Origin of the sequence: Candidatus Tisiphia endosymbiont of Hybos culiciformis, assembly GCF_964030975.1 — a bacterium.
Taxonomy (GTDB): domain Bacteria; phylum Pseudomonadota; class Alphaproteobacteria; order Rickettsiales; family Rickettsiaceae; genus Tisiphia.
Genome location: NZ_CAXIQH010000001.1, coordinates 1,556,679 through 1,570,215 on the forward strand (window position 1 = coordinate 1,556,679; position 13,537 = coordinate 1,570,215).

General features: G+C 35.5%; 12 protein-coding genes. 8 read left to right on the plus strand and 4 right to left on the minus strand.

Translation table 11 applies throughout. The features are described 5' to 3' along the window. Nucleotides 1-370: 370 nt before the first annotated feature. The 3 genes from ACQH2P_RS08450 to ACQH2P_RS08460 form a co-directional block, all read right to left on the minus strand. Nucleotides 371-511, minus strand: a complete 141-nt coding sequence (locus ACQH2P_RS08450; protein WP_425363785.1) for a hypothetical protein — start codon at nucleotides 509-511, stop codon at nucleotides 371-373. A 51-nt stretch (nucleotides 512-562) separates the two neighbouring features. Next, entirely contained in the window at nucleotides 563-5,491 is a 4,929-nt protein-coding gene (locus ACQH2P_RS08455; protein ID WP_425363786.1) for an autotransporter outer membrane beta-barrel domain-containing protein, read from the minus strand. Nucleotides 5,492-5,689: 198 nt separating this feature from the next. Beyond that, nucleotides 5,690-5,845 (minus strand): hypothetical protein, encoded by a 156-nt coding sequence (locus ACQH2P_RS08460; protein ID WP_425363787.1) that lies wholly within the window; start codon nucleotides 5,843-5,845, stop codon nucleotides 5,690-5,692. Nucleotides 5,846-6,499: 654 nt separating this feature from the next. Here ACQH2P_RS08460 and ACQH2P_RS08465 point away from each other — a divergent pair. The 3 genes from ACQH2P_RS08465 (at nucleotide 6,500) to adr (ending at nucleotide 9,248) form a co-directional block, all read left to right on the plus strand. Further along, a complete protein-coding gene (locus ACQH2P_RS08465; protein ID WP_425363788.1) occupies nucleotides 6,500-7,237 on the plus strand; it encodes an outer membrane protein in 738 nt (245 codons plus the stop codon). 349 nt (nucleotides 7,238-7,586) lie between these two features. Beyond that, nucleotides 7,587-8,411, plus strand: coding sequence for an outer membrane protein (locus ACQH2P_RS08470; RefSeq protein WP_425363789.1), 825 nt, complete (start codon nucleotides 7,587-7,589; stop codon nucleotides 8,409-8,411). A 231-nt stretch (nucleotides 8,412-8,642) separates the two neighbouring features. Beyond that, nucleotides 8,643-9,248, plus strand: coding sequence for an adhesin Adr (gene adr, locus ACQH2P_RS08475; RefSeq protein ID WP_425363790.1), 606 nt, complete (start codon nucleotides 8,643-8,645; stop codon nucleotides 9,246-9,248). Here adr and ACQH2P_RS08480 read toward each other — a convergent pair whose 3' ends face one another. Continuing rightward, nucleotides 9,249-9,626 carry a hypothetical protein gene (locus ACQH2P_RS08480; RefSeq protein ID WP_425363791.1) on the minus strand — a complete coding sequence of 126 codons (378 nt, stop codon included), beginning with the start codon at nucleotides 9,624-9,626 and terminating at the stop codon, nucleotides 9,249-9,251. A gap of 376 nt (nucleotides 9,627-10,002) precedes the next feature. Here ACQH2P_RS08480 and ACQH2P_RS08485 point away from each other — a divergent pair, with 376 nt between their 5' ends. The 5 genes from ACQH2P_RS08485 (at nucleotide 10,003) to ACQH2P_RS08505 (ending at nucleotide 13,531) form a co-directional block, all read left to right on the plus strand. Then, nucleotides 10,003-10,953, plus strand: a complete 951-nt coding sequence (locus ACQH2P_RS08485) for a KpsF/GutQ family sugar-phosphate isomerase (protein WP_425363792.1) — start codon at nucleotides 10,003-10,005, stop codon at nucleotides 10,951-10,953. Beyond that, entirely contained in the window at nucleotides 10,953-11,618 is a 666-nt protein-coding gene (gene lptC / locus ACQH2P_RS08490) for an LPS export ABC transporter periplasmic protein LptC (RefSeq protein ID WP_425364140.1), read from the plus strand. Before ACQH2P_RS08485 ends, lptC begins: the two co-directional genes overlap by 1 nt. Nucleotide 11,619: 1 nt before the next feature. Next, nucleotides 11,620-12,072 carry an LptA/OstA family protein gene (locus ACQH2P_RS08495; RefSeq protein WP_425363793.1) on the plus strand — a complete coding sequence of 151 codons (453 nt, stop codon included), beginning with the start codon at nucleotides 11,620-11,622 and terminating at the stop codon, nucleotides 12,070-12,072. A gap of 30 nt (nucleotides 12,073-12,102) precedes the next feature. Next, entirely contained in the window at nucleotides 12,103-12,825 is a 723-nt protein-coding gene (gene lptB, locus ACQH2P_RS08500) for an LPS export ABC transporter ATP-binding protein (RefSeq protein WP_425364141.1), read from the plus strand. Nucleotides 12,826-13,063: 238 nt separating this feature from the next. Then, a complete protein-coding gene (locus ACQH2P_RS08505; protein WP_425363794.1) occupies nucleotides 13,064-13,531 on the plus strand; it encodes an NfeD family protein in 468 nt (155 codons plus the stop codon). Nucleotides 13,532-13,537: the final 6 nt, after the last annotated feature.

Consider the following 13,537-nt stretch of genomic DNA (forward strand, 5'->3'; position numbering starts at 1 on the left):
TCCTAACTTAAGAGAAAATATAGGATATCCCACGTTTATAAATAGACTTTTATTACATACCATGCTCTTAGACCCCGGAGATCTAACACATACCTGCCTATTTATGGTATGTGTTATGTTGCATTCCTGCCTTTTAACACAGTCTGCGATCCCAAAAGAATTGCTTAACGAGGCTCAATCACTTTAACCTTTCGGCTTACGGTCTATAACATCTCTGTCTACGCTTAACCAATTATATTACTATAATCAGCTCAAGACTCGATACTTAGTGTGTTAGGTCGACACTTCTAAGGCTGCTCTCTCAACAGCTAGACTATTTACACTTCGTGGCACACTAAAAGTCGCAACTAATGATATAAAATACTAGATTTTAGAAACGAATAACCGTCATCGCGAGCCACGAAGTGGCGTGGCGATCCAAATAAACAGCTTGCTGTTTTATTTTTGCCGTTGCAATTTTTTGGATTGCCGTGTCGCCGCTTTGCGGCTCCTCGCAATGACGTTTATGCATTTCTCAAAACAGATTCTTGTATCATTAGCTGCGACTTTTAAACTGCCCTGGCTAGATACCTGCTTTCGCAGGTATGACATTAAATTTGTGTAGTTGTCCACTATACGAAATAGATTTATACTTAGCAACAGCTGTTTCTAGAGTAGTAACGCTTCTCAAATTAGTTGGGATCATACGCCCTTCTAAGTTTTCAACATTAGTTATACCACATGAGGCTACGGCTTCAGTAAACCAATTACTTGCAAATTTATATGAACCATATAAAGAGAAGATATTAGTTCTACTGTTAGTTTTATCACCACTTTTTTGATCTTTATGGGACATTTTTGTATCAATTAGGCTATAAGCTGCTCCAAATAGCAAGTTATCATTTACTAAACCATCAAAGCCAACTATCCCACCAGCCGATTTCATGTTATAACCGCTAACTCCTTCTTGCATTTTCTGATTAGCGGTACCATAAAACGGACTACCCCATACTCCATACATTTTCGTATCATCATCACCAGATGCTACAGGGAGATGCATATTCAAAGACCTCGCAGTAACTTGATTAACAATAGATTGCATTGTTACTGCAGATATTAAATTTATTAGATTCTGTTCTATTGGAGTTGCGTTACCAGGCAATAATCTACCATCCGCCCGTTCGGCATTTTCCTCATCCATATGACCAACGCCGTTTTTGTATTTAGCAGCAGCACTACCTGGTTTAGCTTTAATCAACATATCAATCCATGTCAGTTTTTTTGATACGCTGTCAGCTTCCTTCTCTGTTCCCTTCTCTGATCCCTTCCCAGATTCCTTCTCTGATTTTTCCTTTAATTTTTCCTTTAATTCCTCTAATTTTTCTGTAGAAATGTCTTTTGCAGATAGGGTTAGATTGTTAGGATCAATAGTCCAGCTGACAAAGCGATTTTGTTCACTATCTGACTCAAGAGTAATTTTATCTTTATCAATTACAGTAATACCATCTTTATCAACTGATGTAATTATAGCATATTTAGTATCTTCAGAAATTTTGTTAATATCAGATCGTGCTTTCACTTTTACAACCAGTTTGTCTAGCTTTGATAAATCTAATTTACTGTTATCCTGAATTTCTATATTACCACCTGCCATTTTTGAGGTGTCATAGAAAGTGTTCAGCTCTAGAGTTCCTGTTAGTTTGGCATTACCAGTATATTGAAATTGATTAGCTCCAAGATCTATTGTTAAATCTTTAGCTGCTAAATCACCAGTTATAAGTTGTTTTTCAGCCAGGATAATTAACTTGGCTTGATTGGCTTCAATTTTAGAAGAAATAATATCTGTTTCTAATATTGCATACTTATTTGGTGCAAAGGTTACAGCTGCTGACTTTACTTTTTCTGTAAACCATACATTATCTTCTAATATTACCTGTCCGCCATTAATTGGTGCATTAATCAAGGCTGCATTACCAAACTTTATCTTGGATGACGAATCAGCCTCTATATTTTCCGAACCAATTTTCGTGTGATAGGTAAATTTCTCCAATAGTCTTGCCAAATGAGTTCCCCCCACATCTACTTGTGAGATATCTATAGCTCTTTCCTCAGTACCAGCAAAAGTTGCAGTTTTACCAGGATTAATTGTTATTTTCTTGGAGTAAATATCACTTTTCACCGTAGAATTATTATCAAAAATTACATCAGACAATCTAAGCTTTTCTGTTCCTAGAGTGCCATAAGCAATGCTATCTTCTGAGTCAAATATTACTTCACCGCTATTATTAGTTTGGGTTGACACAGCAGCATAGAAATTACTTTTAGTAATGATAAGTTTATGATCACCTAGTAATTTAATCTCTTTTAATTTATTACTACCTGTTCCAACAGCCCCTGTAATGGTAAGATCTGCATTTAATGCTAGACTATGCAAATTATTGCCAGTTGTTGTAATGTTACTTACAGTACTCTCTTCCTTTAAGGTTAAAGTTGTATTTTTAGAACCAGAGAAGAGAATCTTACCCTCTGAAATGTCCTTGATACTTACGTTACCTCCGGCTATTTCTACATTTTCAATCTCCATTGCACTATTAATAACAATATCGTTTTGGTTATTAAATTTAACCTTACCTGCTCCATTAATAGCATTGGCATTTACATTTCCAGCAATCTCAGCAATTGCCTTATCTGATATTATTATATTTTTAGCACGGATTGAACCATCAAATTTAACAGTACCTTTTTGAATTTTGATATTACCAACGGAACCGACGTTACCACTAATTTTGCCATCACCTTGGAATATTAAACCAACTTCCTGTCCGCCAGCAGTCAAGTTAATACCACCTGTTAAATTAAAACCACTAGCAAAAGTTAAGTCTTTTAGACCGTTACCCTGGATTTCACCAATGGTATAAGTACCAGTGGCTAATGTCACATTACCGGCACCGGCTTTTAACAGTTTTAAATTAGTAGCACCTACGGCACCATCCCCTTGGAACTCTAAAGTTCCCTTACCACCACCGGTTATAGTACCAGTGATTTCTTTCTTATCTGCTAGTTTAATCGTAGCGTTCTTATTATTGAAATTCACATTACCGTTGATAGTATCCTGAGCATTAAGTGTAGTATCTTTAGAAAAGATAATATCACTATTAATAACACCTCGGGTACCCAGGGTTACTACAGCATTTGTATTTAGCTCTATACTTGCAGTGTTAAGAGTAGCATTAATGTCAAAGCTACCCGCACCAGAGAAAATTACCTTCTTTAGTTTATGACCCGCTGTACCTAAATTTTTGCCTCCATCAATCTTTAATTCTGCACCATTATTAACAGAATCAAACTCAACTATACCTGTATTCTTAGCACCTGGGTCTAGATCATTTTGTAAAGTTATAGTGCGGTTAGCAGCAGCAGCACTATTCCGTAATATTAACCTAGCATCTGCATGCGAGAACTTAATTGTTTTACCAGCAGCCAAAATATCAACAGGTCCATGTTTGGCATCCAGTATGTAAGATGCTGCACCGACAAGCGTGGTGCCAAAAGCCTTCCCAATATGAACCTCAGGAATCTTGGCTGAGGTGCAACTCTCATCGGTAAATGTTGCACCATTGATAATGTTTAACACAAGAGTATTGCTTATATCAAGCTTACTAACCCCGGCCTCTCCTTTAACAGTCACCTTACCACGAACTTCCAATCTTGTCAGCTCATTACCATTTATTCCAAGAGTTTTGTCACCACCTGCAGATTGTACAGTTAAAGAGTGATTATTTGTACCCTCCAACGTTACGACTCCACCACCACCAGCAAATCCTGGTAAGTCATTATTAAAGGTTATGATTCGATCCCCACCATTATTTGTCCTTAGTTTCAACTGCGAGTTTACATCCAAGAACTTAATTTCTTGATTTACAACAGGAGCAACATTACCAAGAAGAGCAACATCAGCATTTGTAGCAGCTATTGTCAGAACAGCATTATTATTAGCAGTACCAATATTTATGGTTTTAATCTTGCCAATATCTGCATTGGTTGCTACCAGGTCAGTCTGAACATTTAAAGTACCATTATTGCCATGTTCTATTGCTGATGCAAAAGTATAAGGACCCGCATCACCGTTAAATGTTAAAATATTCGCCTTAGCGTCACTAAAATCAACCTTTCCTGTAAAATTACCCTTAATTGTTACAGTTTTTCCGTCAGCAGCAACACCAGCCTTAGTGTAGTAGTTAAGGTTTTGGGTAAAAACATCTCCTTTTAATGTAATATTACCAGCCTGAAGATTAATTATATCTAAAGCATGACCAACAGCACCAATATTTCCAGTTACCTCACCAGCTCCTTCGAAGATTAATGTGCCCTGATTATTATTAGCTGTAGTGATAGCACCAGTGATTTTCTTAGTAGCTGCCAGTTTAAGTACAGAATCTGCGTGGGTAAGGTTAGTATTAGTAGCATAAACATTACCCTGTAAATGTACTTCTCCATCACCTATATTTACTGCTAATAAAGCAGTACCATTAGCACCAATATTTCCAGTTACTACACCAGCTCCTTCGAAGGTTAATACACCATTAGCACCAGCAGCACCAGTAGTATTCCGTACAGCACCATTGATTGTCTTATCGATTGCTAGCTTAAGTACTGAATTTACGTTGGTAAGCTGAGTGGTAGTAGCAAAAACATCACCCTGTAAATGTACTTCTCCATCACCTATATTTATGGTTGCTAAAGACCTATCACCAGCAGCAGCATTATCAGCAGCACCGATATCTCCATTTACTCTACCAACTCCTGCGAAGGTTAATGTACCAGCAGCTGCTGCACCTACGTTTGTTACATTCCCACCGATTGCCTGATTATCTCCCAGAACAATTATACCTGCATAACCAGCAAAATCCACATTAGCATCAACCCCACCGGTGGCAGTTAACGTACCAGTACCACCAAAAGTCACACCACCCGCAATAGCTCTTCCAATTGTAGCACGACCAGCACCAACAGTTACATTACCTCTAACAGTACCAGTTACCCTACCACCAGCAGCAAAAGTTACATCATGACCTACGTCACCAGTTACCATACCACCACCAGCAGCAAAAGTTACATCATGACCTACGTTACCAGTTACCCTACCACCATTAAGTGTTACACTTGTATTTGCACTACCAGTAAGTACTAATGCATGGCCACCAACGTTAATAGTTATATTTCCATTATCAGCTATTCCTGTTATAGTAAAAGGCTTCCTTAGTGTAACAGTACCATCATGTTCTGCATTTATATTTATGTTATCAAGGGCATCGACTGTAAGGACACCACCACCAACATCATTAAAAATCGCCGTATCATTATTAGCAGCAGCAGTAGCACTAAGAGCGATAGCAGCCCCAACATCAAAATTAGCAGCAAAAGCACTACTACTTCCCCCTATACTTGCTACGATAGAGGCAACTGACACGCTGGTCAGTAAATTTTTTAAGAATTTTTGTTTTTTAACCATATTTTACCATATCTTTTTAAAAAAGTAATTTGTTATTCCAAGGTGTTATCCTTACTTACATATTACTGTCATGCCTCAACCCAAAATGTCATGCCTGCAAGTGTCATGCCTCAACCCAAAATGTCATGCCTGCGTAGGCAGGCATCCAGATTCCCCACAATTGTCGAAAGTTAGAAGGTAGAGCGGGTTTAGAGGTTATTATGGCAGTTTAAAAGTTGCGGAAAAATAACTGGCGTCATTGCGAGGAGGCGTAAGCCGACGAAGCAATCCACTTTTGTTTACTTTTATGGATTGCTTCGTCGACCTACGGTCTTCTCGCAATGACGCTGACCACATACGACTTTTAAAGTACACTATCTAAAACCGCTTCCTCTTCTAACTTTCGACAGTTGCGGGAATGACACCAAAAATATTATGCATCAAATCTAAAGTGCTATATTTAGAATTTAATATATTTATGTATCAAACTATGTAACATATATTTAATCATATAGTTTGTATCATAGTTACTAGGTTGTGTCAATAAAGGTACATAGATTATTTATAGAAAATTAAATTATTAACTACACCTTTATGCATAACCCCATAGCAATTTAAAAATTGCAGAAAAGTGATTAGATATAGATTGCTTCGTCGACCTACGGTCTTCTCGCAATGACGCTGACCACATACGACTTTTAAAGCACACTATCTAAAATCTCTTCCTCTTCTAACTTTCGACAGTTGTGACCTATGACCTTTCTCGCAATGACTTTAGTTTACTATGGGCAAATACTAATCGGGTTAGCTATATGGATTTTATATTGTGTTCTTATTACCACAAAATATTACAATAATATTATTGCCCAATGTTATAATAGTTTTTTAAGTTGGCTGAAAATAAATATTATGTTATATACCTAAAGTCAGGTGACCTAAGTGGGATTTGCAAAGGATTTGTGTTTCACAGGTATTTATTTGAGAGCCTATAAGGGATTCTTGTTTATTAATTTTAAGGAGAAATAATATATGAAAAAATTATTGTTAATTGCTGCTACCAGTACGACTCTTCTGACTTCTGTTGCATCATTTGCTGAAACAGGTGGGTTTTATCTTAAAGCTGAAGGCGGTGCAATTAGGTTGAATGAGCTGGATTTTAAGAAGGATAAAGACAAGAAAGATGAGGGAGATGTTGGTAAATTTAAATACATTATTTCTGGTATTGCTGGTGCTGGTGCTGGTTATTATATCATGGATAATGTTAGAGCAGATCTGACACTTGGCTTGCTTATCAATTCAGACTTTAAAGCCTCTAATACTTCGAAGACTGACGACGGTAAGGAGGAATCTATGGAAGTTATAGCTAAAGAAAGTGTAAGATCATTGTTGCTCAATGGCTATGTTGATTTATATGATGCAGGTTTTGTTAAATTCTTTGTCGGAGCTGGTGTTGGTATGGCTCAAGTGGAGCAGAATGCTACTGCTACTATTACTACAACTAGTGACGGGCAGACAAAAACAAAGACCCAAGATCCTGAATCCTACAATACCGCTAACAACTTTGCTTATCAGGCGGGTGCTGGTGTTTCTTTTAAATTGGGTGATACCATAAACCTAGATATTGCCTATAGTTGGAGAGACTATGGAGAAACAGGCGATTTGAAGGATGACAAGGATGATAAGGACAAAGACAAGAAGAAGAAAGAGACACCTAAAGCAGCTATCAGAGGGCATAATATAATGGCTGGTATAAGATTTGATCTCTAATAATCGAGTGTATAGCTACCTGACTATTATTACTCCGTCATTGTGAGAAGATGTTGGTTGATGAAGTCAAGCGGAAATCTAGATCCCTGCGTTCGCAGGGATGACAGAAAGTTCGCAAGGATGACAGAAAACAGGGGGGCTATAGATAATACTAATGATATATTCATCATTTTTATTCTACGAAAGAAGGGGGGCTTTATTAGCCCCCTTTTTTTTGTGCTTTTTTGGTCTTTGATAAAAATAAAATATATTTAATTTGTAATTAAGTCTTGCATAGAAAACTAAATATTTGTTAGAATTTAATTGAAAGTCTATTAATTTCTTTTTACTTATAATTAGGAGCAAGCATATGAAAAAATTATTTTTAATTGCCGCCGCAAGTACTGTTTTTTTATTTTCTGCTATATCGTTTGCAGATGAAAATCAGCCCGCAGATACAATGAAAACAAACCCAAATGAACGCCGCTTTTATCTAAAGGTTGAAGGGGGTGTAAGTAAGTTGAGTGCAACAAAGTCTGCCGAGCCTAACAATTTTTCTATAACATCGACGTTCAAGAGTAAAACAAATGCTACTAGTATTTTTGGTGTTGGGGTAGGTTATTATTGCATGGAAAATGGTAGAGTAGAATTGACACTTGATGTTTTAGCTAGTCCAGAATCTAAAGACTTTTTTACTGCTAGTGCTTATTCTCTTGAAAAACAAGCAACGGCAAATGTAACGGCAAGGCGTAAAGCCAATGTTATGTCCTTGTTGTTCAGTGGTTATGTTGATTCTCCTAAAGTAGGAGGTATTTTTCAGTTCTTTGTAGGGAGTGGTATTGGTTTAGCCTACATAAAAGAAAAATTTGATGCGAATCTTGTTAGCACCTCAAAAGAGACTTTATATGTATGGAACAGAGAAACAGTAGAAAATCCAACTAATTCTACTACACTCAATGTTGAAGATACGGCCAGTTCTACTAACGTTGCTTGTCAGTTAGTTGCGGGTGTTTCTGCTGATATAGCTAATGGCGTAAAGCTTGAGATTGCATATAGTTGGAAAAATTATGGGGCAGTGGTATACAAAGAAATGAGTGCTTCAGAGATAGGTTATGCTTATGGGCTTAACAAGGTAATTTTAGGGCATACCTATAGAGGGCATAATATAATGGCTGGTATAAGATTTGATATCTAATAATCAATAGTTTATATAACATTACTCCGTCATTGCGAGGAGCTACTTTAGTAGCGACGAAGCAATCCAAAAAAGTGACCAGGAATGGATTGCTTTGTCGGCTCACGCCTCCTCGCAATGACATTTAAAAACTTATAACAATATCAAGAACTTATTCGGGTTAGCTATATAACAAAATAAGCTGGCTAATAAGTCTAATTTATAGTAAACTTTAAACAAAAAAATAGAATTATGAGAAATTTATTATTACTAACAATCATCAGCATCTCACTTTTATTTTCTGCTTCCTCTTGGGCTATTGACAACCAGTTTTATTTGAAAGCCGAAGTTGGGGCAAATAAAATGAATAATATTAAGTTAAATGATAAAGAATTAAAACAGCATATGGCTGCTATTATTGGCGGAGGTGTGGGTTATTATGTTTTAGATAATGTTAGACTTGATCTTATGCTTAATTTTTTGGCTAATCAGCAATCAAAGCATTCTTCTGATGCTACATACTCAAAAATTAAGCCTCAAATTACTACTTTAGTGCTTAGTGGTTATGTCGATATTTTTGATATAAGTATTTGTGAATTATTTATTGGGGCTGGGGCTGGAGTTGGTCAACTAAAAAATGAAATTACTAAGTTTGGCACTGCAAATGCTACTAATAAAAAAAATAATTTAATATATCATCTTACTCTTGGAATTGCTGCCAGATTAGCTCCTGTAGTGAAAGTTGAGGTAGCTTATAGCTGGAAAGATTTTGGTAACACCAAAGAAATAAAGAATTATATTAAGTCCTTGCCTTATAAAGGCCATAATGTAACGTTTGGCATAAGGCTTGATGTATAGCTACCCGACTAACATTGGTTCGTCATTGCGAGAAGGCGTAAGCCGACGAAGCAATCTATTTTCGGTCACTTTTATGGATTGCTTCGTTCGGGCTTCGTGCCTACAGCTGTTGAAAGTTAGAAGGGGAAGCGGGTTTTGTGTCATCCCTGCGTAGGCAGGGATATAAAATAGCATTAAAAAACTCTGGAATATTATAGATTCCCGCCTACGCGGGAATGACACCATAACTTTTAAACTGCCATGATGACCTCTAACCTGCTCTATAGTGAAACCTATTGAATTAGGTGATACAAACTTTGTGTCATACCTGCGAAAGCAGGTATCTAGATTCCCGCCTACGCGGGAATGACAACTTACAATAGTTATGTTCTTTATCACCTAATCCTATAGGCATAACTATACCTTCGAACTCTCGACAGTTGTGGCTTCGTGCCTTCTCGCAATGACGGTAGTTTGTTATGGATAAATACTAATCGGGTTCAGGGCAGTTTAAAAGTCGCGACTAATGATAGAAATACTAAATTACAGAAACAAGTGGTTGTCATCGCGAGCCACGAAGTGGCGTGGCGATCCAAATAAACAGTTTGCTGTTTTATTTTTACCGCTGCAATTTTTGGATTGCCGCGTAGCCGCTTTGCGGCTCCTCGCAATGACGACTACTCACCTAAATAAAACTGGTTTTTTACTATTAGTTGCGACTTTTAAATTGCCCTGAATCGGGTTAGTTATATAATTTATTGGAGTTGGATTGAAAATGCACTACCATCGTGACGTTGCTAAAAGAGTTATATTAAAAGAATCTACAGCCCTAATTGAATTAGCTAATAATATTCCTAGTAACTTTGACAATGTAGTAGATCATATTATTAATTGTAAAGGTAGGATTATTTTAACTGGTATAGGAAAAAGTGGTTATATAGCCCATAAGATAGCAGCAAGTTTTGCTTCTACTGGTACGGTTGCTTTTTATTTGCATCCAGCTGAGGCTAGCCATGGTGATCTTGGGATGGTAACTGAGAAGGATATAATATTCATGTTATCTAATTCCGGGGAAACAAAAGAATTATTTGATATAATGAAATATTGTAAGAGATTTTCTATAGAAATGATTGCTATGACTATGAATGCTAACTCTACTATAGCAATCAATAGTGATTTTTTATTATTAATACCAAGAATTAATGAAGTGTCTTATATCGGTCCTCCAACGACTTCTTCCATAATGATGTTATCTCTTGGAGATGCACTCACCACTTCAGTACATGAAGCTCGAGGTTTTTCAGAGGATGATTTTCGGCTATATCATCCTGGAGGAAAGATTGGAGCTAATCTTATCAAGGTGGAAAGTTTAATGAGGGTAAAAGATCAGTTGCCTTTAGTATATACCGATACTTCATTTACTGATACTATATTGGTTATGAATCAAAAAAGCCTTGGATGTGCTATAGTGGTAGATAAAGATTTGAGTTTAGTTGGTATTATAACAGATGGGGATTTGCGTAGACATATTAATGATAGAATAAATATGAAATATGCACATGATGTAATGACTACTAATCCACAACAAATTTCTTCCTCGAAGTTAGCAGGAGAGGCTTTGGGTGTCATGAATAGTAAATCAATTACTAGCATACCGGTAACTGAAAATAATATAGTTATTGGTATTGTTCATATCCATGACTTACTTCGGGCAGGAATTAGTTGATGAATGTCCATGATAATGTTGGTGATATTATGGTAAAAATTCCCTTCATCGATAAAAGTAGTGGTACTATCATTTCATCTTATAGACGTTCAATTAGTCTATCAAAAATCTTATCTTGTTTAGGTCTAGTACTAACCTTATACTTAATTTATATCAATTTTAATCCCATTAATAATAATTTAGAATTAATTGAAAATAATAGTGAGGATAGCTCTTTTAATCCAGATGATAAAACAAATTATGAAATAAAAATTTTAAATTCAACTTTTAAGGGTTTAAATAAAAGCTTAAATCCTTACCAAGTTCATGCTGTACAAGCGGTTAGGACTTTAGATAATAAATATGCATTAGAAGAAATTAACGCTAAATATAAAATAAATGACAATAAAGTATTAGTGATCAATGCAAAAAATGGTATATTGAATGAGAATAGTCATATGTTAGAATTAAGAGATGATGTCCAATTTTCTTTAGGAGAAAGCATATTAAAAGCACAAGAAGCTCAACTGAATCTACTAAGTAAAGAAACATCTAGTAAAACAGGTGTGATATTTTTTTATAAAAATTGTGAAATTACTTCTAATAAATTTAGTTCCACAGATGATAATAATATTATAAATTTCAAAGATAGTGTATCAACGATTATTGATATATCAGGTTTTTAGCATGCTTTGCTATATGTTGTTTTTTCTAATAATGAATTCAGCAGTAGCTTATGGAGAACATCCATACTCAAAACATTCTAGTATGGATAAATTATATATTAATTCTGATAATTTAGTAATTGATCAGACTAAACAGCAAGCTTGTTTTACAGGCGAGGTGATTTTATGGTTTGATGATATGATGGTAAAAACGACTAATTTAGAAATTTCTTATAAAATAGTTGATAATAAAAAAACTATTAATTACATATCTATACCATCAAAATTGACTGCTAAGAGGAATGATGGTCAGGAAATATTAATTGCTACTTCTGCAAAATATTTTGTGGAAAAAAAAGAGCTAATCTTGCTTGGTAATGTAATAGTACAAAACAAGGACGGTATTATAAGAACCGACAAGCTAGTCTATTATACGGAACTCAATAATATAGATTATAGCAAATCCAAAAATTAATTGAAACAGAAAAGTATGTCGCATTTAATAATAGATAAATTACAAGTAAATAGTATTTCAAAATCTTATAATAAGAGAGTAATACTAAATGATGTATCTCTTCAATTAGAAACAGGAGAAATAGTTGGTCTTTTTGGTCCAAACGGTGCAGGTAAAACTACCTGTTTTAGTATTATTATAGGGCTTACCAAGCCAGATAGTGGAGCATTATTTTATAATAATCATGATATTACCCATTTACCAATTTATTTAAGAGCTAGGTTTGGCTTTAGCTATCTTCCTCAAGAGCCATCAATTTTTCGTGGATTATCTGTCGGAGATAATATTAGATTAATGCTAGAGGTTCTAGAAAATGATCAGGAAATTATCGAACAAAAAACATTAGATTTGCTTAAAGAATTTTCTATTCTTCATCTAAAAGACATGCCGGCAATGGGATTATCCGGTGGAGAGAGACGTAGGCTAGAAATTGCCAGAGCAATAGCATTAAACCCCAAATTTATTATGCTTGACGAACCACTTGCAGGCATTGATCCACTAGCGATTGAGGATCTTAAAAATTTGATCGTCCACTTACGTAACCGCAATATCGGCATCTTAATTACTGATCATAATGTTAGAGATACTCTTAATATAGTTGACAGGGCATACGTTATTTACAACGGGAAAGTCCTATTAGCAGGAACGCCACAAGAAATAGCCACAAGCTGTCAAGTAAAGGAAGTATATTTAGGACAATCTTTTTCTTTGTAACAAGCTTTGCAACAATAGGAATAGACTTGCTACATAGCTTAAAAATAGCTGAGGGATTTTTAGAGAAAAAAGGAAGCCTGCTCTCCTCGTGTACATAGAGGCACGTGAGGAGCGAAGGTAAGTTTAGTATTTCTATGAGGTTAGGATATGGTTGTTTACAATTGTTTGTTCCAAGATTATAGTAGAAATTGTACTATTGAATAACCTCTTAAAATTGAAGATTAATTGAAGGAATCATATGACCATCTTTGACATTCCAATAGTAGAACTGTGGCTGATCGCTGGCATTATTTGTATAATTATAGAATTTTTTAACACTCCAAATGTTGGTTTTTTATTTTTGGGTTTAGGTGGAATATCTAACGCTATAATATTAAATAATTATCCAAGCTTTTTAAAATACCAGTATATAACTTTCGGTTTTGTTTCTTTTATATGGCTGATTATTTTATGGTACCCACTAAAATTCTATGTTGGCAAGAAACATGACAAGCACGAATATTCTGACATGTTAGGTCAGGAAGTACAGCTATATAGTAATGAACTCCTAGTAGGAGAAAAGGGACAGGTATTGTGGTCAGGAACGATTATGAATGCCAAACTAAGCAAAGATTCTGTAAAACCAGCATATAAAGGAGACACGCTTCGCATAGTACAGATTGATGGTAATGTTCTTATATGCACTGCAGAAAATTTGAAGAAGTGAGATTAA

Coding starts and splice junctions, on each gene's coding strand:
- ACQH2P_RS08470 (WP_425363789.1), top strand. CDS start 7,587: ATGAAAAAATTATTTTTAATTGCCGCCGCAAGTACTGTTTTTTTATTT.
- ACQH2P_RS08495 (WP_425363793.1), top strand. CDS start 11,620: ATGCTTTGCTATATGTTGTTTTTTCTAATAATGAATTCAGCAGTAGCT.
- ACQH2P_RS08485 (WP_425363792.1), top strand. CDS start 10,003: ATGCACTACCATCGTGACGTTGCTAAAAGAGTTATATTAAAAGAATCT.
- lptC (WP_425364140.1), top strand. CDS start 10,953: ATGAATGTCCATGATAATGTTGGTGATATTATGGTAAAAATTCCCTTC.
- ACQH2P_RS08505 (WP_425363794.1), top strand. CDS start 13,064: ATGACCATCTTTGACATTCCAATAGTAGAACTGTGGCTGATCGCTGGC.
- adr (WP_425363790.1), top strand. CDS start 8,643: ATGAGAAATTTATTATTACTAACAATCATCAGCATCTCACTTTTATTT.
- ACQH2P_RS08455 (WP_425363786.1), bottom strand. CDS start 5,491: ATGGTTAAAAAACAAAAATTCTTAAAAAATTTACTGACCAGCGTGTCA.
- ACQH2P_RS08465 (WP_425363788.1), top strand. CDS start 6,500: ATGAAAAAATTATTGTTAATTGCTGCTACCAGTACGACTCTTCTGACT.
- ACQH2P_RS08450 (WP_425363785.1), bottom strand. CDS start 511: ATGCATAAACGTCATTGCGAGGAGCCGCAAAGCGGCGACACGGCAATC.